We start from the raw sequence: 26,100 nt of genomic DNA on the forward strand, positions 1-26,100 counted from the left end.
ATCGCAGTTGACCCATCGGTTATTCCGCTTGGCAGTGAAGTTTATGTAGAAGGCTATGGAAATGCAATCGCCGGAGATACCGGCGGAGCCATTAAAGGAAATCGAATTGATATCTTTATTCCTTCTCAACAAGATGCGATCAATTTTGGAGTAAAACAATTAAAGGTAACAATACTAAACTAACATTCCAAAAACCAGACAATCCTGAGGATCTCTATTTACGTAAAAAACACTGCAACTCCCTTTATTTATCAAGGGGTTGCAGTGTTTTTATATTACCTTTATTGATTATCGCCTCATGTCTATGCTCGGCGCATATATGCACGTACTGTGATAGGTGCAAAAATCGCTACAATGATGGCAGCCCCAATGAGGGAGATGCCGAAATCCGTACCAATGGTTCCAGAATTGGCAAGCTCTCTGACAGCTGTCACAAGATGCGAAACTGGGTTGAGCTTCACGAACCACTGAAGCCAATTAGGCATTGTCTCAACTGGAACAAAAGCATTAGAAAGAAAAGTAAGTGGGAACAGCACTAGCATCGAGATTCCTTGTACGCTTGAAGCCGTACGTGCAATCACACCGAAGAAGGCGAAAATCCAGCTAATTGCCCAAGAGCACACAATCACAAGTAGCCCAGCGATTGCGACATAACCTAGACCTCCATCCGGTCTATACCCCATAATATATCCCATTACAAAAGTAAGCACAGTAGCAATGGTATACCGAATGTTATCTGCCAATAATGCTCCTGCTAACGGAGCAATACGCGCAATCGGCAATGACTTAAATCGATCAAATACGCCTTTATCCATGTCCTCACGCAGTTGGACGCCCGTGACAATTGAGGTTGAAATCACAGTTTGAACGAGGATACCAGGAATAATGACTGGTAAATAGTCCTGTACGTTCCCGGAGATAGCCCCGCCAAAAATGTAAGTAAACATCAGAGTGAAAATGATTGGCTGTAGTGTAACGTCAAACAATTGTTCAGGTGTGCGACGAATTTTCAACAAACCTCGATAGGCCATTGTAAACGAGTTACGTACTGTTTGACCGAGGCTCGTGTTATTTTTTAATTGGCGATTAGAAACCGACTCCGTCGTATTGTTTTTCATATGCCTACCTCCCCTTCTACCGATTCGCCAGGCAATTTTGATGTATCCTCTACACCATGACCAGTAAGGTTCAAAAAAACTTCATCGAGTGTTGGTTTTTGCACACTCAACTCAGCCAATTGGATTCCTGACTCGCGGAAGGCTATAAGTAAGTCAGTCACTGTGTTAGCATCCGCCATTGGTGCAATAATCTTCCCACCTTCGGACGTCACATTTGACTGAACTTTGAGTACCCGTTCAACCGTTTGACGAGCGTTCTCCATATCCTTTGTATTTTTTATTCTCAATTGTAACGATGAGTTCCCAACTGACGCTTTCAATTCATCCACAGTTCCCTCAGCAACAACTTTGCCACGATCGATAACCGCTATCCTATCAGCTAGTTCATCTGCCTCTTGTAAGTATTGCGTTGTTAACAATACCGTGGACCCCATCTTTACCAATCGGCGGATGGTCTCCCACATTTGATTACGTGTTCGTGGATCTAGTCCAGTTGTCGGCTCATCCAAGAAGATAAGCGGTGGCTGTGTAATGAGACTTGCCGCTAAATCTAATCTGCGACGCATACCACCGGAGAAATTTTTCAAAGGACGTTTTGCAGCTTCTGTTAAACCAAATTCCTCTAACAACTCGTTTGCCTTACGCTTTGACTCTGCACGTCCTAGTCCTAACAGTCGAGAAAAGATGACCAAATTCTCCGTAGCACTAAGTGACTCGTCTACCGATGCGTACTGGCCAGTCACACCAATTAGTTGACGTACAATCTGTGCTTCTTTCACTACATCGTGTCCAAAGATTCTCGCTGAACCCTCGTCTGATCGTAAAAGCGTCGCCAGCATTCTGATTGTGGTAGTTTTCCCTGCTCCATTGGGACCAAGCACACCGTAGATCGTACCTGCACGTACGTTCAAATCTACCCCATCAACAGCACGGTTGTCGCCAAACGTTTTAACTAGTCCATGCGCTTCAACAGCCAAATCTCCATTTTCCGGAAATGTTATTTTTCTATTCACATATTTCATTTCATTTCCTCCTCATATAACTGCATATATAAAGAGAGTAGCAAACATTTGTGAATTAAAGATGAACTATTGACTATTTCATCTAATCTAATTTTTAAATCTCTAATAGGGCGACTGTCGGGAAAAACAGCCACAATTTAAGAAATTGTGGCTGTTCTTTTTATAAAAGCATATTAATGAAAAATGACCTTTTCCCTTATTGAGAAAAGGTCATCCATCTTTCTTTTTAATGCCCTGCCATCATTGCGGCATTCGCGTCTTTTGTTTCATCATCTGGTGCATGTTCCGGCTGTTGTTTTGGTCTACTAAGGATTGTTCCTAAAAGTGCCCCAGCTAATGCAATCCCTGCAGCTAGAAGGAATGTGTCACCATAGGCATCAACGGATGCTTCAATTGGGTTAGCTGTTTCAGTCATATGAGCAGTGATTCTTGACGTCAGGAACCCAGTCATACCTGCTACCGCAAATGAAACCATTACTTGTTGAGCCGCTGTTGTTAATGGTGTGACACGATTAACAAGATGTCTTGGAGCGGCTTGAAGAACATGGGTATTAATTGCCATCATGGATAGACCCATTCCTGCTCCCATCATCACTAAACATGTAATGATAAATCCGGTAGTTGTATCCATAGAAATTCGTGAAAGCATAAATAGCGCTCCAGTAATAATAGACAAGCCTGTTATGGCTAAAGGACGAGCACCTATTTTATCAAATAAACGCCCTCCGATTGGCATCATAACACCTGATGCTAGAGCTTGTGGAAGTAGAATTAAACCAGTATCTAAAGCACCGTAACCTCTAACTGTTTGTAAAAATAACGGGACAATAATCATAACCCCAAATAAGGCGATTTGGGAAATCCATGCAATCACAATCCCTTTTCTAAAGTCAGATGATCCAAAAACTCTCAGCTCTAATAAAGGCTGCTTTTGACGAAGTTCGACAAAAATGAAAATAATGAGAGCAGCTCCACCTACAATTAATCCGGTAAGAGTTTCCGTTGAAGTCCAGCTTTTGCCCCCTTCACTCACTCCATAGGCGAGCATTGCGAATGCAATCGGTGCTAATATAATTCCTAAAAAATCAAGCGATGGAACTGTCTTACGTTCAACATTCGGCAAAAATTTCATTCCGACCAATAGTGCAATAATACCGATTGGCAAATTAATAAGGAAAATCCAGTGCCAAGTAACGTATTCTACAAGATATCCTGCTAAAACAGGCCCTAGTGCAGGTGCTAATAGCATAGGAACCCCAAGTGTTCCCATTACGGCCCCCATTTTATCCGGAGGAGCAAGTCGGAAAATCATGGCCATTCCTATTGGGGCAACCATTCCTCCGCCCAGCCCTTGAATAACCCGATAGAGGATGAGCTGTTCAGGGTTTTGTGCTACAGAACATAGAACGGAACCAAGCGTAAACAAGGCGATTGTAATTAAAAATATCTTTTTTGCCCCAAATCGGTCCGTCATCCAACCAGCTAAAGGAATGACAGCTGATAATGCAAGCGTATAACCTGTAATGGACCATTGCATGGTCGATAAATCAGATTTAAAATCTTCCACTATTCCAGGAAGAGCAACATTCATCGCCGTACTATCAAGAATTACCATTATCATTCCAACAATGACAGCTAGTAGTGGCCCTATGATGGTTTTAATGGAAAATGCTTCATTGCTATTTTCTGTTTTTGCTGACATACGGAATTTACCTCCTTTTCTAAAACTGCAGTCTTCACAAAGTTTATCATGGTAATGACAGGATTCCTCTTATATGATTATCTAAACAGGATTCCTTGCTTACAGTTTTTTCATTAAACCCAAAAGTTTCTTTAAATTTGCCACAACGGCCAGATCAGCATAGCGGTCGTTTAAAGAAGCTCGAATGAAACTATCGACAGTATCAAGAGTATCAATGTAATTCGAAACCGCGTTTACAACGTTAAGGAAATTCCAATATTAAAAAGCCCAATTTCTTAGCATTAATAATTAAGAAATTGGGCTTTTTTTCGTTACTCCATTAAAGCGCCCGATTGTTGAATATCGGAAAATATGAAAAAGGTAGAAAAATGGCACCTAGTTATTTTACATAAACTAAAATTTTAACGCTTCTTGTTCAACCCTTTGCATGAACTCCTTAACTAAATTATTGTTGGTTTCCGGGCTAATGAGATTCAACATTTCTCTTCCTACAGAATTAACTGCTTTGTTTTGCCCTTCATATATAAATTTCGTGTGCGTATCATCGATTTTTAGTAATCTCTTTAAACAAAGTTTATTTTTTACGAATTATTTCTATCTAGAAAAAAACTTTAATCCAGTTTGATTGACGACTTCAGGCCAGCTTAACTTTAACCTGCGACAAATGGTTGTACTAAAAACTTGTCCTTTCTTCTTCAACAAATCATAATCTCTTTGGTTGGTTGAACCAATCCTTAGCAATTCTGTTTTCAACTCTTCAAGTATTTCTTGTTTTGTTTTCAATCTACTCACCTCTTTTTGATTTACAAAAAATCGAGCCAGAAAGATTGATAATGCATGTTTCCGCTTTAAAATGTTTTTTAGGAACGGATTAAATTTGTTATACAAAATATTGAGATGTCTTACCATTTTCATCTATATAATCAATTACTGACTCTTTAGCGTTTTTTAGTTCCCTTAACCTTTCTTTGATAAACTCAATTTGTTCCTCGGTAATAATAAAATCCTTAAGACGATCCTCAAAATGAGCAATTCGTCTTTCTAATTCCTCTATAGTAAGGCTATTAGTATTCTTCATAAATCTTCCAACTCCTTTTATTTGGTGGGACCCCTGGACTTGCTGGGGCCAATTCAACGCAATTGTTTTAAAGCTTCCAAAGGAAATTAACAAAGAAGGGCCAACAAGGACCCCTCTATTAGGAATTAAAGTTACAATTTTATACGCAATCGCAAATGCTTTATTAATTTCTTTGGTAAAGACACTTGCCTGACCTAATTTGTCCCATGTAGACATAAAATGTCCCGATTCGTGTAAAAAAAATTCTTCTTGTTACTTTTTTATTCTTGCAAGATCAGTCATTCCTTCATTGGGACCACTTTAGATTATATTTTTTTAAAATTTCAAATTTTCCCTTTCCATAAAAGATTGGAATTCTACAAAAAGTATTATGGATCATATTAAGAAAAATAAAAATAGTTTCTACAAAAAATATCAAAACATTACAAAAATAGACAAAATTCAATCATTACAATTCCTAACTATTCATAGATCATTAATTCATAAATATTCTTTCCCCTTTATCTCAGATAATTGATCTATGGTACGAATTTATATCGAAACGTAGCCATGTTTCTCAAAGTAGGGGGGACCTTCAGGGTAGCGTCAGGAAAATGCGGATTTACAACGTTTAGGGAATTCCGATAGTAAAAAGCCCAATTCCTTTGCACTAAAATTGAGGAATTGGGCTTTTTTCGTTACTCCAATGTATTTTTTTGTTTATTTATAATAATAAGTCTGCATTTCCTTCGGAATCCACTTCACGATTCAGACATCCATTGACCTTTTACATATGTTTCATCGGTAGCCTAGTGTTTTATTAGTGTCCCCGAACTATGTGTCAGTTCAAAACACGCTAGGAAAACTCTCCTTTTCCTTTTACTGCATTTTTCATTCTAAGTAAAGCTTCACTTAGAACCTCACGCGAACATGCAATATTTATACGTTCAAAACCATATCCACCTTTACCGAACTTCATTCCTTCATCGAGGCGAACTCTTACATTTTCTAAGAAGAACGTATGCAATTCTTCGTGTGGAATTCCTAGTTCACGACAATCTAGCCAAATCAAATGGGTCGCTTCTGGTTTCACTACTCTAATTGAAGGAATATATTCTTTTAGAAACGAACAAACATATTGAAGATTCCCTTCTAAATAACTCTTTACTTCTTGAAGCCAAGGTAATCCTCTATAGTAGGCAGCAATCGTCCCTTCCACTGCAAAGGCATTTGGCCGCATTAATCCGTATCCTGTTAAAAGCGCTTCATACTTTTCTTTAACATCTTTATTCGGAATAATAAATATAGAGCTTTGCATTCCCGCAATGTTAAAGGTTTTACTCGGTGCAGCACATGTAATAGAAAACTTTAAATGGTTTGGATGAACCGTTGCAAATGGTGTATGTTTATAACCTGAGTAAGTTAAATCCCCATGCATTTCATCCGAAATAACAAAGACACCATGTTCATCACAAATTTCTCCAATTTTTTGTAATTCTTCCCGAGTCCACACTCTACCTACTGGATTGTGAGGGCTACACAAAATAAATACTTTCGTGTTGGGATGTGATGCTTTTTCCTCAAAGTCTTCAAAATTCATTTCATATGAACCATTCGAATAAACAAGTGAATTGTTTAAAATGGTACAACCTTGTGTTTCAATCGTAGAAAAGAAAGGATAATATACAGGATCTTGCACGATAACCGCATCACCTGGTTGTGTTAATGCATTTAACAATAAATTAATTCCAGGAATGATTCCCGGGCTAAAAGAAATCCACTCTCGTTGTAACTCCCAATCGTATTGTGTTTTCCACCAATACTGAACAGCATCATAATAACGCTCGCAAAACGTACTATAGCCGTATATTCCGTGCGTTGCTTTTTGACTTATGGCATTTACTATTTCTTCTGAAACTTGAAAATCCATATCGGCAATACATAATGGAATAATATCTTGATCTTCTATGTACCATTTAACCGAATGTGTTTTTCTTCGATCAATAAATTTTTCAAGTTGCATGGCATTCTCTCCTATCTTTCATCACCTATTGATAGTCTATCCATATTAGACAGGAAATTGAAGTATAGTTATCCGTGTGACTTTGGCCTTCTTTTGAAAAAGTCTGTTATTAACATCGCAGTCTCGTCCATTTGATTTTATTTAACACATACCCCAAAAAACGCCGAATTAATAATATTGATTTACTAATTAATTATTTTAATGTTTTCGTTAATAAAATTAAGTTTTCTTATTTACTATTTAAATTTCTTGATATATAATCAAATAAAAGAAAGGAATTCATTATGGCCTATCAAGTAATTACAAATTGTCCCGTCTGCAGCAAAACATTGAAGATTACGAAGTTGCATTGCTCTCATTGTCACACGACGATTGAAAATGAATTTGAATTATCCAAGCTGGCGTCATTATCAAAGGATCAGCTTCATTTTGTGGAAGTATTTTTAACATGTAGAGGGAATATCAAAGAAGTTGAAAAGGAAATGGGGATTTCGTATCCAACGGTTCGAGGCAAGCTAACAGACATCATTTCATCCCTTGGATATGAGCAGAAGAAGAAAAATGAAGTAGACGAGAAAAAGGTTGTCGCCATGTTGGAAAATGGCGAAATCACTCCTGAAGAAGCCATTAAGCTCTTAAAAGACGAATAGGGAGGAATTTACCATGAGAGAGGAAATTGCAAAAGTATTAACAATGGTCCAAGAAGGAAAAATTGATGCAGATAAGGGATCAGAACTTATCCAAGTATTAAAAGAGAAAGAAGAAGCAGGAAGTAAGCTAGTAGACAAACCGACTAAATATTTAGATAAAACATTAAAAGTTCGTGTGGTATCCGCTGAAAATGATAACGTCACGGTCAATTTGCCCATAAAACTTATCCAGGTAGTATTAAAGGCTGGACACAGCATCGCAGCGAGTATTCCTCAAGCAGAAAAATATGTAAAGGATCTAGACATAAACCTGATTATTGAAGCAATGGAAAACGAATTGGATGGCCAAATTGTTGATGTTAAATCGGCAAACGGAGATACCGTTTCTGTCATCATTGAATAGTGAGTTGCTTATGCTGCATTTAAAAGTGAAAGCAAAAGACTTTCGGCTCACCATCCCCATTCCATATGCCATTTTAAACATGGGTATATCAATTTTGTCTTCAAAATTGCTTCATCACCATGCAAACAAATGGACAAAAGAGCACTTCGAAAGAAAAAAACTGGACTTTACCATTCCACTGATAGACAAAGAAACGCTAAAGCCAATCTTAAAGGAACTGAAAAATCATAAAGGGATCGTGCTGGTAGATGTCAAAGCTAAAGACGGTACTGAGGTAAAGGTTAGACTTTGAAGAAAATCACTAATACGACTTAAATCACGACCCAAGTGAAGATTAATCACTTGGGTCTTCCTAAAAAAAGAAACTCACTAAAGATTGTCCTCTCTCACCTTTATGAAGTTTACATTTTCTTTTTCTACTTCATTTAAAGAGCCATCAAAGGAAGGGTCTGGATGATACCATGACTTACTTGAAAAATATGTTTGCAGATCCTGTGATTTAAAGCCATACCCATGACGTGCATAGATTTCATTTCTGGCTAAACGCAGCTGCCCTTTTGTAAGATTAGCAATGTCTTCTTCACTCACCACCCTCTTATCACTAGCAGGCAAAATATGATCTGAAGAGGAAAGATTTGAACTTTCATGACTTTTTTCTTTTGTTGAATGGTGATCATGACTAGATTGATCTTTATTTTCTACAGCTTTATCTTTTGATTGATCAATCGTTTTGGTGGCTGCTACATTCGATTTAGGTCCAGGCTTAAAAAAATCTTTAACCATTAAGGTAACGCTTATGACGAGCAGCAAACCTATAATCGATCCGAGTCCTACTAATAATCTCGTTTTCGAACGATTTTTCTTTATTTCCATGCGCGTTTTTAAGGTTGAGGGCATGTTCTTATTATCTTGTGCAACCCTCGAACCACAGTTTGTACAGAAATCTACTAGATTCATATATTTTTCACCACAATTTGTGCAAAAATCCATTTAAACATTCCCCTTTCTATTGAATATTCCTTAGTAAAGGACATCCAAAATTCTATACTTTGCAATCATAAATATTATAGAACAAAAAGAGGTTGGAATTATTTCAAACAGATTATTCTGATGTGACAGCACCATTTCAGGCCCTAAAATCCCCTAAAAATCTCCAGTTAATCTTCCTTTCTACAAGAGGGGGATTCAGCCCACCCAAAAAAAGCGAATTAGAACACATATTTACATGTGTCTAATCCGCTTTTTTTCAGGACCTGACAGCCCTCGTTTTCAACCTTATGTCTAAAAAAGAAGATAGCTATTTTTTCATTTCGACTAATACGGCACTAGGCCACAATTTCTTATCGGGCGGTGACAGTGCACCTAAATTTATTTCTTTAATACAGGAACATCATTCTGTACATTGAAAAACTAACCGTGCAGCATTCTGTACGTCGAACCCCCAGTGATGTAAGGTTCACTCTATTGGTGGATAGAATAAAAGAAGAAACGGGAGTGAACTATTCGCTTCCGTTCTTTTCACCCCATTAAGGGGAGTTTTAGGCTAATACAAGCTCTTTTTCTTCCACAAGGGATAGTAAGCGTTTTTTAATGTCTTCTGGGTTGACAGTTGTTTGGGCCACTCCACTGTCTATTGCCGCCTGTGCTACAGCTGCCGCAACGTGAGCAGCAACTCTGCGATCAAATGGATCTGGAATTACATAGTCTGCATGAAGCTCATGATCTGGAATGAGTTCGGCAATGGCGTTAACTGCTGCTAACTTCATTTTTTCATTGATTTCTGTTGCGTATACGTCCAGCGCACCGCGGAAAATACCAGGGAAGGCAAGAACATTGTTGACCTGGTTCGGAAAGTCGGACCGACCTGTACCGACTACTTTAGCACCCGTATCTTTTGCTTCTTGGGGCATAATTTCAGGGATTGGATTTGCGAGAGCAAAAATGATTGAATCATGATTCATGGACTGAATCATTTCTTCATTGATAGCACCGGCAGCCGATACACCTACAAAGACATCGGATCCAACCATCGCATCTTTTAATGTTCCTTGTTTCTTCTCTCTATTTGTGATAAGTGCCATTTCTTCTTTAAAAGGATTCATGCCGACAGGGCGACCTTTATAGATAATTCCTTTTGTGTCACATAAAATCACATCTTTTACACCCATTTGCAGTAAAAGCTTCACAATCGCTACACCGGCAGCACCTGCTCCATTGACAACAACACAAATTTCTTCCAACTTCTTATCTACAAGCTTAAGGGCGTTAATCAACCCGGCTGCTGTTACAATCGCTGTTCCATGCTGGTCGTCATGGAAAATAGGGATGTTGCAAGCTTTTCGTAATTGTTCTTCAATCTCAAAGCATTGCGGTGCTGCAATGTCCTCCAAGTTGACGCCTCCAAATGTAGGCTCTAACAATTTAACCACTTCTACGATTTTATCAGGATCAGTCGTATTCAGGCAAAGAGGGAATGCATCGACATCGGCAAATGTTTTGAATAACAATGCTTTTCCCTCCATAACAGGCATGGCAGCTTTTGGGCCAATATTTCCAAGTCCGAGTACAGCTGTTCCGTCTGAAACGACGGCAACAAGATTACCCTTCATAGTATAGTCATATACTTTGCTTTCATTTTCATAAATTTCTAGGCAGGGTTCTGCAACGCCTGGTGAATAAGCAAGACTTAAATCGTTTGCATTGCGTACTGCGACTTTTGAGTGAACACCAAGCTTTCCTCGATTTTCTTTGTGCATCTTTAATGCTTCTTCACGTAAAGTTGACATACAATGTCTCTCCCTGTTTTTAATTTTGTTTCCATACTGCTAGCCTATATTACAAAAGAATACATAACTTTGGGCTTCAGCCCATTTTATTCTTAGTTATCATGATAAAGATCTTAAATAGCAACTAAAAAATCATAATCTGTAAAGTACACAATCTCGGAAAGAATCTTACAGCCTTTAATGTTTTCTAAAGCTTTTCTTGCTTCTTCTTCTGTGTCAAATTCAAACATGCTAATAGTTGAATTTGAATAGAGAGTGATGACCCACATAAAAATATCCCCCAATTAAAAGATAATTTTTCTTCTTTTTCCACAGACTGATAGGTAATTTCAAAAGCACCATGTTTTTTACTTATCATACTGAATCTACTTTTTTTATTGCTTTTCTGTTCTTACATCTTGAATAAGCTGTTACTCTCTTTCAAAAAGGGCGGCACCAGCAATCCCAGGGTTTGTCATCTCATAAGGATTTAATATGAGATCAAGCTCTTCTTCAAGTTGAATTCCCCCATCTATATCTTGCTCACTTATGATGTTAAGAAAGATTAAGCTACATTTGTTTGCTTACTGGAGTCAAGTGATTTGATATAATCATTTGCTTTCTGTTCATTGAATTGACCTTCCCATTTAGAAATAACAACTGCCGCAAGCGAGTTACCTACGACGTTAACCGCTGTTCTCGCCATATCTAAAAGACGGTCAATACCAGCGATAAACGCTAATCCTTCTACCGGAATTCCAACTGTACCGAGCGTTGCCAACAATACAACAAACGACACTCCCGGAACCCCCGCCATTCCTTTAGATGTTACTATCAATACAAGTAATAAAGAGATTTGGTCGCCAATCGATAAATCAATGCCATACATTTGCGCAATAAACATGGCCGCTAATGCTTGATATAAAGTAGACCCATCTAAGTTGAAAGAATAGCCTGTTGGGATAACGAACGAAGTGATTCCTTTTGGGCATCCCAATTTCTCCATTTTAGTCATAATACGAGGTAAAACAGTCTCAGAACTAGCCGTTGAATAAGCAAGGATCAGTTCATCTTTTAATAACTTAATAAAGTGAATAATGTTAATGCCTGCCCATCTTGCGACAAGTCCTAAAACAACGAACACAAAGAAAATCATCGTTGCATAAACAAGAATCATTAACTTACTTAATGGGATCAGTGATTGAACACCGAATTTTGATACCGTTATACCAATTAATGCAAATACACCAAATGGAGCAAACTTCATGATTTGGTTTGTCACAAAGAACATTGCTTCAGCTGTACCATCGAAAAACTTTAAGACCGGTTTTCCTTTTTCACCTATGGCTGCCACTCCTAGTCCAAATAAAACAGAGAAGAAAATAATGGCCAACATGTTTCCTTCTGTCATTGCTGCAATGATGTTCGGAGGAACGATGTTGACGAAAGTTTCAGCAAAACCGTGGCTTTTCGTCGTTTCGGTTGTTGCTACATAACTGCCGATATCTGTCTTCTGTAAGGATGACATGTCAACGCCGCTGCCGGGTTGAAAGATATTTGCCGCTAACAATCCAATTAGAATGGCAATAGTCGTAATGACTTCAAAATATAAAATCGTTTTACCACCGAGTTTACCAAGCTTTTTCATATCACCAACCCCGGCAACACCAACAATTAAGCTTGAGACAACAATTGGAATCACAATCATTTTGATTAAGCGAATAAAAATATCTCCAATCGGCTTGAGGAATCCTTCAACATTTGGATTTCCATAAAAGGCAGCTCCAACCGCGATTCCTAAAATGAGACCAATTACAATCTGCCAAGCTAGGCTAAGTTTTAGTTTTTTCATCCCATACACCCCTTCAAGTTTATTTCTAATATGAGTGTAAGCGATTACATACAAAAACCTACCGAATCATACGAAAACCTACAAATAATTATTAAAAAATAAAAAATTTTCTCATAACTATTTCAATTTTCCAAAGGTTTGAGTACAATGTGTAATGTTTGTACAATGTAATTTATAGAGGTGTCCGAATTGAAGGAACGAATTTTAGCAGTCGTATTGATGATGATTACCGTACCGCTCGCTGGAGAGTTTAAATTCTATCCGTTCAATGATGCATTCCGCGTCAGCCTGGGGACACCGGCATTTTTCTTGTTTTTGTTATTAGGCAGGGGCATTCACCCGAATATTGTAGGAATTTTGACTGGGACAAGTGTGTTTGTGTTTCGGTTTTTGCTTGCGGTCATAATCAGGGATATACCGGTTGAAGATGCAATATACCATCATTTTCCAGTATTCTTTTATTACGTCGTGTACGCCTTCATGTTTCATTTTACAAAGCTGAATGATCAGCATAACAAGCCGTTTATGATTGGATTACTAGGCGTGGTCATTGAATTTTGGGCAAGCTTGTCGGAAATGGCGATTCGATCCTCGTTAGCGGATCAAACCATTTCATTTTATTCAATCGAACAAATTATCTTTATCGCGTTTATTCGAAGTTTTTTTGTACTTGGTTTTTTTAACATTTTTAAACTGAGAGAAGCAAAATTGGCAGAGGAAGAGCAGCGCAGACAAAACGAGCAAATGCTGCTGTTCATTTCGAATTTGTATGAGGAATCTGTTCAGCTTAAGAAAACGATGCAAAATGCAGAAGAAATCACCCGCATATGTTACGATTTTTATCGTAGGTTGAAATCGGGAGATTATCATGGCCATGATGCCCAAACCGCACTGCAAATCGCAGGTCTCGTGCATGAAATGAAAAAAGATAATCAGCGAATTTATGCTGGACTATCCAAGTTGATGTCCTCTGAAAAGCTAGAGGACTACATGAGCATTGAGCAGCTGAGTAACATTATGTTTGTTTCCAATAGAAGGTATGCGGAGTTATTGAATAAACACGTTTCGTTTTCCCTGCAAGTGGAAGAAGAACATCCGCCATATCATGTATACATGGTGTTATCATTGATAAATAACTTGATCTCAAATGCGGTGGAAGCCATTGAACAAGAGGGACATGTATCGTTGTATGTCATTCGAAGAGACAGGATGGTAGAATTTCATGTCTGTGATAATGGACCAGGCATTGCGCCGAAGCTGAAAGAAGTCATTTTTAAAGAGGGGTTTACAACGAAGTATGATGCTTGCGGCAATCCTTCCACAGGCATTGGACTTTCGTATGTGAAACAAACCGTCGACAAGCTTGGCGGACGTATTAAGCTAATAGAAAGTCATAAAGAAACCGTATTTGTTATCGAGATTCCAATTGAGGCGATGATACAGAAAGGATAGGTCATATGAATTACTTCATTATAGACGATGATCCAGCTATTAGAGCGATGCTGACAGACATGATTGAGGATGAGGATTTAGGAAAAGTGGTGGGTGAAGCTGAAGACGGATCATTGGTGGACAATGGATTGCTTGCGCTCAAAAAAGTAGAAGTGGTGCTCATTGATTTACTGATGCCAAAAAGGGATGGCATTGAAACAATTCGTGTTCTTTCTTCTGAATTCCAGGGGAAATTCGTGATGATTTCGCAAGTGGAGGCAAAGGAGCTCATAGGGGAAGCATATAGTTTAGGAGCAGAATACTACATCACAAAACCGATAAACCGCCTTGAAATCGCAGGAGTGTTAAAAAAGGTAAACGAAAAGGTGATTCTGGAAAAATCAATTCGAGGCATACAAGAATCGTTAACATTATTTACAGTTCATCAGTCGCCTCCATCCAGCTCTTCTCATACAAAAAATATAATCGAAGCAGGCGGTTCATTGATTTCGGATTTAGGGATAATCGGAGAAAGCGGCAGTGAAGACTTGATGAAAATTTTAGAATTCCTGCAGGATCAAAAACAAAAGTTCGGATCCCTCTACATCTTTCCGCCTCTAAAAGAAATATTTTATGAAAATGCCAAAAAAAAGCTTGGAGAACAGGCTGCCGAGGCGGAAATACAAAAAGAATTGAAAGCCTCCGAACAACGGGTTCGCAGAGCTATTCACCAGGTGCTCATCCATATTGCCTCATTAGGATTAACAGATTACACGAATCCAAAATTTGAAGCGTATTCATCCACGTTTTTCGATTTCTCGGAAGTCCGAAAGAAAATGTTGGAGCTTGAAGATAAAAGTGAAAGAAGCACCAATCAAAGCCGAATCAACATGAAAAAATTCATTCAATCGCTCTATATCGAAGCACAGCAGTTGGTGGATTAGCCAATAAATTGTTTCTTGCAAATCGCAGAGATTGTAAAAATATTCCAGTACTGTTGTAACAAGGTGTGCGGGTTGAGGCACTAGCCCGTTTCTTCAATCTCACCGCATAATATGAGATTCAGTAAGGAATCTATACTTCTATTTGTAATCTACGAATTATTTGCACCTGGTAATTTCACCAAAAAATTTCATTTTATCCTTCTTTTTAACTGAGGGGGATTCAGCCCACCCAAAAAAAGCGAATTAGAACACATATTTACATGTGTCTAATCCGCTTTTGTTCAGAAGCTGACAGCCCTCGTTTTCAACCTTATTTCTAAAAAAGAAGAAACTTAGTTTTTCATTTCGACTAAAAACCAGTGGAACCGTCCATGGTCCGAAACAAAAAGCCCTTTCATTGTCATCAATACATGAAAGGGCTTTGTTTTTAGTTATTTTACAACCATAAGCTCGATTTAATGTCTTCATGAAAGTCGATTACACTCTGTTTATCTCTTCTGCCGGCTTTTTAAAAGGATTAAATATTGAATTTGACTTCTGCTTCCTTCCTGGCTCTGTTACATTCATTCTTGCTTCTAGTTTGCCGGAGAGGAAAGAGAAGATTAACACAAGAACAAAATAATACAATCCTACAATCACATACGAATTCAATTGTTGAAAGCTGGATGCCGCGACGCTAAGGCCCGCCCCCCACAAATCCGCCATGCCCACGTAGGCAACAAGAGAAGAGTCCTTTAAACAAATGATGAACTGGTTACTGAGTGAAGGTATGGCTGATTTAAACGCTTGGGGCAGAATGATTCTTCTCATTGCCAACGGATAGGACATTCCAAGTGATCTTGCAGCTTCCATTTGCCCGCGGTCAACAGATTGAATGGCCCCGCGAAAGATCTCGGCAATATAAGCCCCGCAATGAATAGCCAAGCCAATCGCTCCGGCCCAGAACTGCGACAGAGTCACAATCGATGTGATGCCAAAATAAAGAACCGCAATCTGAACAATAAGCGGAGTTCCACGGATCACGGTGATATAGACATGTGCAATAAAGTTCAAAAATTTGTTATTAGAGAGACGAAAAAAGGCAAAGATTAAGCCAATAAGACAGCCAATCAGCAGAGAGATAATGGTAACCTTAAGCGTAAGCAACGTTGCTTCAAAAAAAAGCTGATAATTGGAAAGAAGAATTTCTAGCAAATGGATTCACCCCACATATGATCTGTTATCAGGTGCCCCTCGAGGGCACCCTTTTTCACCCTAGTTGTTTGTTCCTAAAATGTTGCGGCCAAAATATTTATCAGAAATCTTGTCATAGGTGCCGTCTTTTATGATTTCATCCATAGCCTTGTTCAGTTTGTCCATTAATTCCTTATCCTCTTTCCTGACGGCAATCGCTTGATCATCGTGTGTCATAGGCTTTCCAACATCCTTGATTTTAACGGTGCCGGCCTTGATAATCGGCAGTCCGACCATTCGATCGGTTATCGCAGCGTCAATTCTCTTGGAAGGAAGATCCATAAGAGCCACTAAATCTGTATCATATTCAACAATATTTTCTTTTGATGTATATTTTAACGCCAGATCCTTATAAGGCGTTCCCTTGGCCACCCCGATACGCTTCCCTTTCAAATCATCCGGAGATTTGATATCTGTATTATTTTCCGATACGAAAACCTGTGAGCCTGATCTGTAATATGGATTTGAAAAGTCAACCACCTTTTTTCGCTCATCCGTAATCGTCATGCTGCCCAGGATGGCATCGTATTTTTTGGCTTGTAGGCCTTGGATGATCGTTTCCCAAGGATTCGTTACCGGAACGGCCTTCATTCCCATTTTTTTAGCAAGTGCCTTGCCGATCTCAACATCAAATCCCTTCAGTTCGTTGCTTTCTTTATAATTAAACGGTTTGAACAGCCCACTCATGGCATAGTGAAACTCTTTTTTCCCTGCAGAAGTCGACTGAGAAACTTGTTCTTTCGCTCCACACCCTGTCATGATCAAAACTCCAGCCATACAGGCTGCTACAAGACTAATAATTGACTTTTTCATTTTTTCTTCCCCCTTATCATTGGCTATAGAATACTGTTAAGAAATTGCTTTGCTTTTTCATGCTGCGGATTTTCAAAAAACGTCTTAGGTGCCCCCTGTTCAAGAATCTGTCCATCTCCCATAAAGACAACACGATCCGCTACTTCCCGGGCAAATCCCATCTCGTGGGTAACTATTACCATAGTCATCCCTTCATTGGCCAGTTCTTTCATGACCTGCAAAACTTCCCCTACCAATTCTGGATCAAGCGCAGAGGTTGGCTCATCAAAAAGCATCACATTGGGTTTCATGGCAAGCGCACGAGCGATGGCAAGCCGCTGCTTCTGTCCCCCGGACAATAAATTCGGATATGTATTGGCCTTATCGCCTAATCCCACCTTCTCCAGAAGACTATAGGCCGCTTTCTTCGCATCCTCCTTACTTTCTCTTTTTACATGCATCGGGGCTTCGATGATATTCTCCAGCACTGTTTTATGTGGGAAGAGATTGAAATGTTGAAAGACCATCCCAACTTCTGCACGTACGCGATTTAAATCCGTTTTCCCCGGATCGATCTGTTCGTTGTTTATCCATACCTCTCCTTTATCATAAACTTCAAGGAAGTTAATGCAGCGCAGCAATGTACTCTTTCCTGAACCGCTGGCTCCCACCAATACCACCACTTCCTTCTGCTGAACCGACAAATCGATTCCCTTCAGCACCTCCAATGAATCAAATGACTTGTATAATTGCTTTACCTGAATCAACAAGACCCCCCCTTTTCTATAATTAAAAACGTATTCAAACTGATGAAAGCGCTTAAATAATAGAATATCACTCTATTATAATAATAAATTTAGAAAATTTCAAATTGTATATAAATTGCAAGCGGATACAAAAATGTTTAATATTAAATGTTTGTTATTTTCTGGTGTTCTCTTTTTCAATTCTCCCTTCTACTAAAATAATATTCTGATAATTATAATTATCCATAAAATAGATGAATAAATCAATTATTTCCAATTGGTTTTTAGGGGGTTCTTTGGAGACGGTCATATACAGTAACAATAGAACAAACAGCGCTTGGGTTCTAGTAATCCAAGCGCATAATCCATTACTCTATTTATTGCCACAAGCTCCGCGAATAAAATTTTTTTGTTTCGCTGCAAGGAATTCCAGCTCTCCAGATGATGGTCTTTCTAAGTGTTGGACCTAATAGCGCTAAAGGTCTTAGATATTTCACAAACAATATTAAGATTGAATGGTTCCATGATGACCATTGGACCATACACGATAGTAGTTCAGTTATTAACTCTTCTCTTTATACTTTTTTAGGTTTCTAAAACATCTGTTTATTCCATGATTCATATAGACTACCACTAGCCATCGTCTTTAACGAGGCCTTAAAATAGGCTTCGCTTTTTGTATTTGGATTCACTTGAAAACAAGTTAAATCACACACAACAGGAACGGTTCTCATGGTCCAAATGAGATTAGTTCTGTCCACAAGTTCGGGGCGTGACAGGCATGGAGATTTAGTTTCTTACTATTAAGCTATTGTTTCTAAATTCGCTCATTAAATGGTTAAATTCGCTCATTAAAGCCCAAAACCCGCCCATAAAACTCGAAGATTCGCTCATAAAACTCAAAAATTCGCCCATTAAAGGGTCAAATCGTTTAATAAATCATAAATGCGCAACTATTGAAGTGTAATTTTACACAAAATATCATTTAAACTAGCCCTCCATGAGAAATCCTCTCAAACTTCAGATTAATATAACTCAATAATGGGTTTTTACTTTGCAGCTTCGAAGATTCATTGGCTGATAAAATGCTAGTTTCGCTGATAAAAGTGGGATTTCCGCTGATAAAAGTCGGTTTTCCGCTGATAAAATGGTCCAGTTCGCTGATATCCTTCAATAATTCGCTGATAAGCTGCTCATTGAACTAATTCCCCCCCTCCGGGCTCCCTCCTCCGCCTAAAAGTTAGCTTTATTTATGCAAATTTGGCTTTTATTTGCGGATTCACTGCTTTTATTTGCCACTGCTTTTATTTGCGGATCGTCCACGAAATCTCGAAAACTCTATTAAATTGCCCTGAGAGACGCTATCCTCCAGGGCTTTTTTCAATTTATTTAAAATTCTCTTCTTCCTCCCCTGTCCTTTTTGCCGACTTTTTTCTATATAGAAGGTGAAAGGTGGTGAGAGACAATGGCACTAGCGTTATTAGAAGTAACGAAGCTTCGCATCGTATTTGAAGCGGGCATGGATGACGAGGGAAATCCCATCCTCAAAGCGAAAACGTTTAGCAATGTCACCAAGGCAGCTACTGCGGATCAATTATCGCAAGCTGCACTAGCAGTTGCTGTTCTATGCAATGACACGCTAAACAAAGTGGAGCGGAATGATAGCATCGCAATTGTAGGTTAATAGTCTAGTAAAAACTAAGTGATGGGAGGTGAAAAAAATGGCAAAAACATTGGAATTGCAATTTACCACGGAATTTGGAAAGACGGCAAGCCTTTCCGTTGATAACCCAAAAGAGCCAATCGATGAAGAAGTCGTAAAATTATCGATGGCGCAGATTATTGCATCTGAGGTTTTCACCACTAGCAGTGGCAAGTTTGTAGCTGCAAAAGGAGCAAGAGTGATCGACCGCAATGTGACGGATTACGTGATTGCTTAATAAGGAAAAGAGGCCGGATTCATGATGAACCAGCCTCTTTTTATCAATAATGGAAGGAGAGGAGAAAAGTGGAGCAGTTGATTCCGATCATCAGCCAAGTGGGATTCCCCATCGTTGTTACGCTCTATTTGCTTTACCGGATTGAAGCAAAGCTTGATTTGGTCGTCCAATCGATACAGACACTTCCTGAGCGGATGAGGGAGCGTACCTAAAAAAGAGAAACCACCTAGCCTCTACTATTAAGTAGATCCAAGGTGGTTTTTTGTTTTTAATCTTTCACTTTCCACAATCTAAAAGCCTATCAATCTTAGACAAATTTCGGGGCGTGACAGTGGAATCTTACTTGCAATTGTCTTCAAGTTTTTGCATCAGAACCCAAAGAACTAACTGGTATTAAAACAATCATTTTTTTAATTTTCATTTTTTTGTGAGTTTTTGTAGTTTTTAGTAGTTCTTATTATAAATTAAAATTATCCTTTTTTAGAACAAATATGAAAGCGCTTAATAAGATTTATCCCGAATTAACGGGCAGTAAGATCCCACTGATGGAAGTTTCACTTTAATTTTTGCCAATCACACATTATATGGAGGAATTTCTAATGAAGAAACTAACTACAAAGAAAAAAGTTGCTCTCACCACACTAGCATTAATGTCAACCGGGATTATCACCATCTCTTCAAGTTACACTGGTGCATCGCATCCTGTTGAAGCTAAACAGATTACAACATCTAATACAACCAATCCTGTTGAGAAAAAATTACCTAACATTAAAATTCTGGCAACGGGTGGCACCATCGCAGGAACTGGTTCTACTTCTACCCAAACAACCGGCTATCAGGCTGGCGTCCTAACCCCAAATCAACTAATAGAAGCAATTCCTACGATAAAAGATATTGCTAACCTTTCCACTGAGCAGGTATCACGCATTGATTCTGGTACGTCTAACACTAATGCCATAATGGTCAAACTGGCGAAGGAAGTCCAAAAGGAATTGGATGATCCAAAGTGTGACGGTGTTGTCATCACCCACGGTACCGACACAATGGAGGAAACGGCTTACTTTCTCAACCTGACTGTTCATTCTGACAAACCGATCGTCATGGTTGGTTCAATGCGCCCCTCTACGTCAATCTCTGCTGACGGCCCGTTGAACCTATACAACGCTGTAGCACTTGCTGGTTCCAAAGAAGCTCGCGGCAAGGGCGTCCTGATCACCCTGAATGACAAGATTGGAAGTGCTCGCGACACATTTAAAACTAATACCACCGACGTTGATGCTTTCAATAATCCGGAGCTCGGCTCCCTCGGCATTATACAAGGCGGTAATCCCTATTTCTATAACCTGCCAATTAAAAAGCACACCACTGAGTCCGAGTTTGACATTCGCAAGATCACTGAAGACAATCTACATCGTGTTGATATTGTTTATTCACATGCCAATGATGACCGTGTAATAGTTGACGCTACGGTTGCTGCCGGTGCGAAGGGAATTATCCACGCTGGTACTGGTAACGGTTCTATCCATGAAAAAACGCTTCCGGGTCTGCAGGATGCTGTGAAGAATGGTGTTGTCGTTGTTCGTGACACCCGTGTACCAGTAGGCATGGTTACTCACGAACAAATTGACGTAGACAACCACTTCGTCAATTCTGGCAACATTAACCCTCAAAAAGCTCGTATTCTGTTGATGTTGGCACTCACCAAAACCGAAGACTCTAAGAAGATCCAAGAGTATTTCAACGAATACTAAGGCAGGAGGGAAATTGATACGATACAAATTCAATTGAATAATCAAGTTGTAGAACTCTACACAACAAAAGGAGAAGAGAAATTGTCTGAGGATGATTTCTCTTCTCCTTTTTTAGTTTGCTTTGTTATTTAAAATGTTTAATTATTTTAATTATTATTAATTGTTAGTTTTTTATCTTTAGCAATTTCCGAAAAAACTAGGGTGTGACAGGTATGCTAATTTAAGAAGCGACTTTTCCCAATTGATCTATTGGTTCTTTTACACGTTCAACTTTGCCAACTAGGAAGATGTAAGACAATGCTCCCGTTAGGGTTACACACGCAATGAAGGTTAGTGCAGGGGCAAAGTTACCGCCTTTTACCAAGAATCCAATAACAATTGGAATAATGATAGAGGCCGTACCACCGATGAAGTTAAATACCCCTCCAGCAATTCCAATTAATCGTTTTGGAGCTAGAAGTGAAACGAAAACCCAAGTGATGGATGCGAAACCGTTACCAAAAAAGGCAATAGACATAAACATCACGATTAATCCAGGACTATCAACATAATTCGCACCGATAATTGAGGTTGACAATAATAAACCAGTGATAATTGGTGCTTTTCTTGCTTTATCTTTCGAAACACCTTTTTCACAAGGAAATCAGAAAGAAAACCGGCTGATAAAACACCCACGAAGGCAGTGAGAAACGGCAATGACGATAAAAATCCTGTTTTAATAAAACTTAATCCTCTATATTCCACTAGATAGGTAGGAAACCATGTCAAAAAGAACCAAAGTGTGGAACTCACTGCAAATTGTCCAATAAAAATGCCCCACAATTTTCTACTACTCAAAATTATACGGAAATCCTTTGCTCCAATTTTAACCTTTTCTCCCTTTTCTGACGCTTCAATAAATCCGTCTCCTTCTCGGATATAGTCAAGTTCCGCTTGATTGACCTTTTTACTTTTATTTGGATCGCGATAGAAAATATACCAAAGAACTGACCAAGCAAGACCAAAGATACCGGCAATGATGAACAATCCCCGCCAGCCAAAGGATTGCTGTAGGAAGATAAGGGTTGGTGTTAAAAAGGCTAGTCCAATAAATTGACCAGAAGTGTAAATGGAAATCGCTCTAGCTCGTTCATTTTCTGGAAACCAGTTAGCCGCTACCTTACTGTTTGTTGGAAAAGCAGGGGCTTCAAACACACCCAAACCTACACGTAATAAAAACATTCCAGAGAAACCGCTTGCAAACCCTTGCAATAAAGTCATAATAGAAAATCCTGCAATACCAATAGCGTGAGTGTTTCGGTTTCCTAACTTATCTAAAACCCAGCCGCCAGGAATTTGCAGGGCACAATAGGTCCAGCCAAAAGCAGAGAAAATTAAGCCCATTGTGACGGAGTCTATTCCTAATTCCTTTGTTATAAAAGGAGCGGCTATGGAAATATTGCTACGGTCCATATAGTTTACAATAACCGTTATGAACAACATAAATACAACACCATAACGAACCTTCGTCGCTTTATTATTCATTTTTCTCATCCACTTTTAGCACCACTCCATCCCTCTGTCAACCGGTTAATGCAACCGTTCGCAAAAAATAATGACTCCACAGAAAAGGTTCTTTTCGGGGACAATCGGGAGTTTTGCACACAAATATGCAGCCATTCGACTAAATACCAAATGGGTTATACTAATCAAACGTTTGGTTGAAACAGCTGCAAGTACTGACCTATATGGGTTTTCCCGGCTAAGGGGCGGAAGATTGTCGAGAACCGTTTGTTAATTTCGCAGGAAATATCACAATTTCCCACAAAATCGGATAGGTTTCTATTAAACCTACAAAATTCTATTAATTGCCCGTCCTTTCCCTATTACACAAACGATTGGTTAAAACTCGCCTCAGTATCTACCATGACTGGACTTATCGCTTCAAATACCTGAAAAGAATGTCGATAGCTGTCTCCAATTATTCCTTTTTTAAAAAGGAACCCAGGTGGGCCGCTGAATTAGGATTTCCCCCCATTCAAATATGCGGCTTGTTACTGAATGTTCTCTAGTAAACCCAGTTAACAGAATCAATATAGAAGGTTATTAAAAATGAGGAATAACGAACTAACACCCCTTCCGGGGTTGAAAATCTGGCAATATCGAAGAATTAGAGCAGAATTCACAATGATTGGCTATCAGAAAAGAAATCACTGACTAAAATATTGTTTTATCACATGAAAAAAGCCTACGAATTTCCGTAAGCTGAATTTTGCATATTAAAATAAATAAGGAGAGGAACGCTTTTTGCGTACCTCTCTTTTTACTAACACATTTATTCCTCCCGTAGGAACCAATCCCAGTTAAGAAAGCATTTCTTCTTTTTCTTTTCCGTATTTGTTATTCCCCTTTTTCTCCTTTTCCTTTAATACATAGCTGAGTAAGTCTAGTACAATACGGGCTGCTACTTGTCCGGTCATGCCCGTTGGATCATATGGCGGGGCAACTTCTACTAAATCAAAACCGATGACTTCTCCCCTTTTGGAAATTCCTTCAAGCAATTCATTAACCTCATCATAGAGGAGGCCGCCTGGAGAAGGTGTACCTGTTCCAGGCGCAATTGACGGATCGATTCCGTCAATATCAATCGTTACATAATATTTTTCGCCCGCGGGAATTAGCTCCAGCACTTCCTTAAGTCCCTTCTTTCTCATCTGACGAGGTGATAGGATCACGCTGCCATACGCTCTTGCTGCTTCGACGTCTTCTATTTTGCTGCTGCTAATCCCGCGAATGCCAAACTGAAATATTTTTTGAACATAATCCAGCTCAGATAAGCGGCGCATGCAATTTCCGTGACCATACCGCATTCCCGAGCGATGATCCGCCCAGTCTAAATGGGCATCAATTTGAATCACATGAAACGGACCTATGTCTTCTAGTCCTTTTCCGACTGCTGCTGTGATGGAATGATCGCCGCCTAATACAACCGGCATAGCACCTTTGGAAATAATTTTTCGGATTGCTTCTTCTGTATTCTCATGGCACTGCATAATATCTCCGTGTACCATGTCTACATCACCGCAGTCGACGACTTTCCATTCAGGCCCAAGGTACATAATATCGTTTTCAAGATCATAAGCACCATCAAGACCGAAACTATATAATGTAGAGCCTTCGCGGATTCCTCTAGGGCCCATTCTTGCTCCTGATTTCCATTGTGTACCCATGTCATTAGGCACCCCAATGACCGCCACATCTGCGTCAAGCTGGTTCAGGTTCGCACATATTGGGTATTTTCCAAAAGTACAAATGCCTGTAAAAGGTAAATTTAAAAACTGTTTTTCATCACGATTAGACATTCATGCTGCCTCCTTCTAGATTTTCATCCTCGCTTTTTCCTAATGCAAGGTTTTCTGCCGGTGGGCCAGTTCTTAACTAAGGATTTTAAATTTTACTTCTATACTTTTTATACAATTAATTTTCAATTAAAGTTGTGGTTTTCACCTCATAAGTCTTTTGAAATAAGTTCAGATAGTCTTCTTTTGTCAGATCTCTTGAATTCGCCTGAGTACACAAATGTTTAAAGGCTCCTTCCGCTAGAAAAGGGAAGTCTTCGGGATTTACATTGCCTAAATCTCGGAAGCTAGGAATCCCGATTTTATTTGCCAGCTCTTTTAACAGCACAACACCTTCGTACGCCGTTTCTTCAATTGTTTTTCCTTCAGGATTTGCCCCAAGCTTGATTGCTACCTTGGCGTGCTTTTCTGGATTTGAAGGAATATTAAATTCAAATACATGTGGAAGAAAAATAGAATTCGCCACTCCATGTGGAGTATCATAGAGTCCTCCAAGTGGTTCGGCCATCGCATGTACAGCCCCAAGATCCGTGTTATCAAAGGCGATACCTGCAACTAAACTGCCCAAAAGCATATTTTTCCTAGCCTCTAAATCATGCCCATTTTCTACTGCTAATGGAAGGTATTTGGCTATTAATTCAATGGCATATAGTCCCAAAGCATCTGAAAGTGGTTGAGCAACTTTGCAGGTATAAGCTTCAATTGCATGTGTAAGTGCATCCATTCCTGTAGCAGCTGTAATCGATTTCGGCAATGTTAACGTCAATTCAGGATCGACAAGTGCCAGTTTAGGAGCGATTTTCAAATCTAGTATCGCCTCCTTCTGTTTCGTCACGGTATCGGTAATGACAGAACCTCTTGTCACTTCACTACCGGTACCTGAAGTTGTTGGAATACAAATTAGTGGAGGAATTTCTCGTTCTAGTAAATTTACGCCGTAACGTTCTCTTAGCTCTCCTCCATGTGTCAAAAGTGTCCCAATTGCTTTGGCTGTATCCATTGAACTTCCGCCGCCAAGACCAATTAAGAGATCGATGTTCTCGTTTTTAAACTGTTGATAAGCACTCTCGCAATCTACATCTTTTGGATTAGGTGATATTTCATCATAAACAATATAATTGACACCTTCTTGATCTAAAGACTGTGTGATTTTTTCCAAAATTCCTGTTTGTGCAAGTCCTTTATCTGTAATAATGAGGGCTTTATTTCCACCTAATTCTTTAGCCCTTTTCCCAATATTCTTTACTTTCCCATTCCCAAACTCTATAGAAGTAGGCAGATTAAAATGAAAATCCCATAACATAATTAATTTCCTCCTTTATTTATCAAATAT

Annotated in this window: 27 protein-coding genes and 1 pseudogene; 10 read left to right on the plus strand and 18 right to left on the minus strand. The window is 39.1% G+C overall.

From position 1 onward, the window contains the following. Positions 1 to 183 (plus strand): 3D domain-containing protein (locus COE25_RS10005; RefSeq protein ID WP_257208760.1); only part of this gene is annotated, 183 nt, incomplete at its 5' end. 119 nt (positions 184 to 302) lie between these two features. On the opposite strand, the gene COE25_RS10010 is transcribed toward COE25_RS10005, so the two are convergent. The 6 genes from COE25_RS10010 to COE25_RS10035 form a co-directional block, all read right to left on the minus strand. Next, entirely contained in the window at positions 303 to 1,118 is an 816-nt protein-coding gene (locus COE25_RS10010) for an ABC transporter permease (RefSeq protein WP_098932532.1), read from the minus strand. Beyond that, the gene (locus COE25_RS10015; protein WP_098932533.1) at positions 1,115 to 2,140 is read right to left on the minus strand and encodes an ATP-binding cassette domain-containing protein; all 1,026 of its coding nucleotides are present in this window, start codon (positions 2,138 to 2,140) and stop codon (positions 1,115 to 1,117) included. Before COE25_RS10015 ends, COE25_RS10010 begins: the two co-directional genes overlap by 4 nt. Positions 2,141 to 2,366: 226 nt before the next feature. Continuing rightward, the gene (locus tag COE25_RS10020; protein ID WP_098932534.1) at positions 2,367 to 3,842 is read right to left on the minus strand and encodes a DHA2 family efflux MFS transporter permease subunit; all 1,476 of its coding nucleotides are present in this window, start codon (positions 3,840 to 3,842) and stop codon (positions 2,367 to 2,369) included. Between the two features lie 594 nt (positions 3,843 to 4,436). Next, entirely contained in the window at positions 4,437 to 4,625 is a 189-nt protein-coding gene (locus COE25_RS10025; RefSeq protein WP_098932535.1) for a hypothetical protein, read from the minus strand. A 97-nt stretch (positions 4,626 to 4,722) separates the two neighbouring features. Then, complete coding sequence (locus COE25_RS10030; RefSeq protein WP_098932536.1) at positions 4,723 to 5,136, minus strand: hypothetical protein; 414 nt, start codon at positions 5,134 to 5,136, stop codon at positions 4,723 to 4,725. A 619-nt stretch (positions 5,137 to 5,755) separates the two neighbouring features. Next, positions 5,756 to 6,922 (minus strand): MalY/PatB family protein, encoded by a 1,167-nt coding sequence (locus COE25_RS10035; RefSeq protein WP_098932537.1) that lies wholly within the window; start codon positions 6,920 to 6,922, stop codon positions 5,756 to 5,758. 284 nt (positions 6,923 to 7,206) lie between these two features. On the opposite strand from COE25_RS10035, the gene COE25_RS10040 reads away from it, so the two are divergent. From COE25_RS10040 to COE25_RS10050, 3 genes are read left to right on the plus strand one after another with little or no spacing between them, the layout of a single operon-like run. Further along, positions 7,207 to 7,572, plus strand: coding sequence for a DUF2089 domain-containing protein (locus COE25_RS10040; protein WP_088090012.1), 366 nt, complete (start codon positions 7,207 to 7,209; stop codon positions 7,570 to 7,572). A gap of 13 nt (positions 7,573 to 7,585) precedes the next feature. Further along, positions 7,586 to 7,975, plus strand: a complete 390-nt coding sequence (locus COE25_RS10045) for an SHOCT-like domain-containing protein (protein WP_088090013.1) — start codon at positions 7,586 to 7,588, stop codon at positions 7,973 to 7,975. A gap of 10 nt (positions 7,976 to 7,985) precedes the next feature. Further along, positions 7,986 to 8,267, plus strand: a complete 282-nt coding sequence (locus COE25_RS10050; RefSeq protein ID WP_088090606.1) for a hypothetical protein — start codon at positions 7,986 to 7,988, stop codon at positions 8,265 to 8,267. A 77-nt stretch (positions 8,268 to 8,344) separates the two neighbouring features. Here COE25_RS10050 and COE25_RS10055 read toward each other — a convergent pair whose 3' ends face one another. From COE25_RS10055 to COE25_RS10065, 5 genes and pseudogenes are all read right to left on the minus strand, one after another. After that, the gene (locus tag COE25_RS10055) at positions 8,345 to 8,965 is read right to left on the minus strand and encodes a YARHG domain-containing protein (protein ID WP_098932538.1); all 621 of its coding nucleotides are present in this window, start codon (positions 8,963 to 8,965) and stop codon (positions 8,345 to 8,347) included. Between the two features lie 548 nt (positions 8,966 to 9,513). Then, entirely contained in the window at positions 9,514 to 10,761 is a 1,248-nt protein-coding gene (locus tag COE25_RS10060) for an NAD(P)-dependent malic enzyme (protein ID WP_098932539.1), read from the minus strand. A 113-nt stretch (positions 10,762 to 10,874) separates the two neighbouring features. Beyond that, positions 10,875 to 11,030 carry a hypothetical protein gene (locus tag COE25_RS30675; protein WP_180247475.1) on the minus strand — a complete coding sequence of 52 codons (156 nt, stop codon included), beginning with the start codon at positions 11,028 to 11,030 and terminating at the stop codon, positions 10,875 to 10,877. Between the two features lie 141 nt (positions 11,031 to 11,171). Continuing rightward, positions 11,172 to 11,255: pseudogene (locus tag COE25_RS31510) on the minus strand (hypothetical protein); the annotation flags it as partial. Positions 11,256 to 11,305: 50 nt separating this feature from the next. Next, positions 11,306 to 12,592: a cation:dicarboxylate symporter family transporter gene (locus COE25_RS10065; RefSeq protein WP_098932540.1), complete on the minus strand. Its 1,287-nt coding sequence runs from the start codon at positions 12,590 to 12,592 to the stop codon at positions 11,306 to 11,308. A gap of 180 nt (positions 12,593 to 12,772) precedes the next feature. On the opposite strand from COE25_RS10065, the gene COE25_RS32100 reads away from it, so the two are divergent. Both COE25_RS32100 and COE25_RS10075 read left to right on the plus strand, forming a co-directional pair. After that, positions 12,773 to 14,044 (plus strand): sensor histidine kinase, encoded by a 1,272-nt coding sequence (locus COE25_RS32100; protein WP_306572520.1) that lies wholly within the window; start codon positions 12,773 to 12,775, stop codon positions 14,042 to 14,044. Between the two features lie 5 nt (positions 14,045 to 14,049). After that, positions 14,050 to 14,967: a response regulator gene (locus COE25_RS10075; protein ID WP_098932542.1), complete on the plus strand. Its 918-nt coding sequence runs from the start codon at positions 14,050 to 14,052 to the stop codon at positions 14,965 to 14,967. Between the two features lie 477 nt (positions 14,968 to 15,444). Here the strand turns inward: COE25_RS10075 and COE25_RS10080 are convergent, their stop codons facing one another. From COE25_RS10080 to COE25_RS10090, 3 genes are read right to left on the minus strand one after another with little or no spacing between them, the layout of a single operon-like run. Continuing rightward, complete coding sequence (locus COE25_RS10080) at positions 15,445 to 16,161, minus strand: amino acid ABC transporter permease (RefSeq protein WP_098932543.1); 717 nt, start codon at positions 16,159 to 16,161, stop codon at positions 15,445 to 15,447. Positions 16,162 to 16,221: 60 nt separating this feature from the next. Continuing rightward, positions 16,222 to 17,013 carry an ABC transporter substrate-binding protein gene (locus COE25_RS10085; RefSeq protein ID WP_098932544.1) on the minus strand — a complete coding sequence of 264 codons (792 nt, stop codon included), beginning with the start codon at positions 17,011 to 17,013 and terminating at the stop codon, positions 16,222 to 16,224. A 23-nt stretch (positions 17,014 to 17,036) separates the two neighbouring features. Continuing rightward, positions 17,037 to 17,759, minus strand: coding sequence for an amino acid ABC transporter ATP-binding protein (locus tag COE25_RS10090; RefSeq protein WP_098932545.1), 723 nt, complete (start codon positions 17,757 to 17,759; stop codon positions 17,037 to 17,039). Between the two features lie 1,444 nt (positions 17,760 to 19,203). On the opposite strand from COE25_RS10090, the gene COE25_RS10100 reads away from it, so the two are divergent. From COE25_RS10100 to COE25_RS10115, 4 genes are all read left to right on the plus strand, one after another. Further along, positions 19,204 to 19,422 (plus strand): DUF1659 domain-containing protein, encoded by a 219-nt coding sequence (locus COE25_RS10100; RefSeq protein WP_098932547.1) that lies wholly within the window; start codon positions 19,204 to 19,206, stop codon positions 19,420 to 19,422. Positions 19,423 to 19,459: 37 nt separating this feature from the next. Further along, positions 19,460 to 19,678, plus strand: coding sequence for a DUF2922 domain-containing protein (locus tag COE25_RS10105; RefSeq protein ID WP_098932548.1), 219 nt, complete (start codon positions 19,460 to 19,462; stop codon positions 19,676 to 19,678). 68 nt (positions 19,679 to 19,746) lie between these two features. After that, positions 19,747 to 19,890 (plus strand): YvrJ family protein, encoded by a 144-nt coding sequence (locus tag COE25_RS10110; RefSeq protein WP_066248207.1) that lies wholly within the window; start codon positions 19,747 to 19,749, stop codon positions 19,888 to 19,890. A 387-nt stretch (positions 19,891 to 20,277) separates the two neighbouring features. Beyond that, complete coding sequence (locus tag COE25_RS10115; RefSeq protein WP_098932549.1) at positions 20,278 to 21,429, plus strand: asparaginase; 1,152 nt, start codon at positions 20,278 to 20,280, stop codon at positions 21,427 to 21,429. A gap of 220 nt (positions 21,430 to 21,649) precedes the next feature. On the opposite strand, the gene COE25_RS32515 is transcribed toward COE25_RS10115, so the two are convergent. The 4 genes from COE25_RS32515 to COE25_RS10130 all read right to left on the minus strand — a co-directional run bounded on the left by COE25_RS32515 (position 21,650) and on the right by COE25_RS10130 (position 26,070). Further along, entirely contained in the window at positions 21,650 to 21,952 is a 303-nt protein-coding gene (locus COE25_RS32515; protein ID WP_257208761.1) for an MFS transporter, read from the minus strand. Between the two features lie 5 nt (positions 21,953 to 21,957). After that, entirely contained in the window at positions 21,958 to 22,953 is a 996-nt protein-coding gene (locus COE25_RS10120; RefSeq protein ID WP_257208762.1) for an MFS transporter, read from the minus strand. Between the two features lie 818 nt (positions 22,954 to 23,771). Continuing rightward, complete coding sequence (speB, locus tag COE25_RS10125) at positions 23,772 to 24,770, minus strand: agmatinase (RefSeq protein ID WP_098932550.1); 999 nt, start codon at positions 24,768 to 24,770, stop codon at positions 23,772 to 23,774. Between the two features lie 115 nt (positions 24,771 to 24,885). After that, entirely contained in the window at positions 24,886 to 26,070 is a 1,185-nt protein-coding gene (locus COE25_RS10130) for an iron-containing alcohol dehydrogenase (protein ID WP_098932551.1), read from the minus strand. Between the last annotated feature and the right edge of the window lie 30 nt (positions 26,071 to 26,100).

This window comes from Bacillus sp. AFS031507 (assembly GCF_002584635.1).
Taxonomy (GTDB): domain Bacteria; phylum Bacillota; class Bacilli; order Bacillales; family Cytobacillaceae; genus Neobacillus.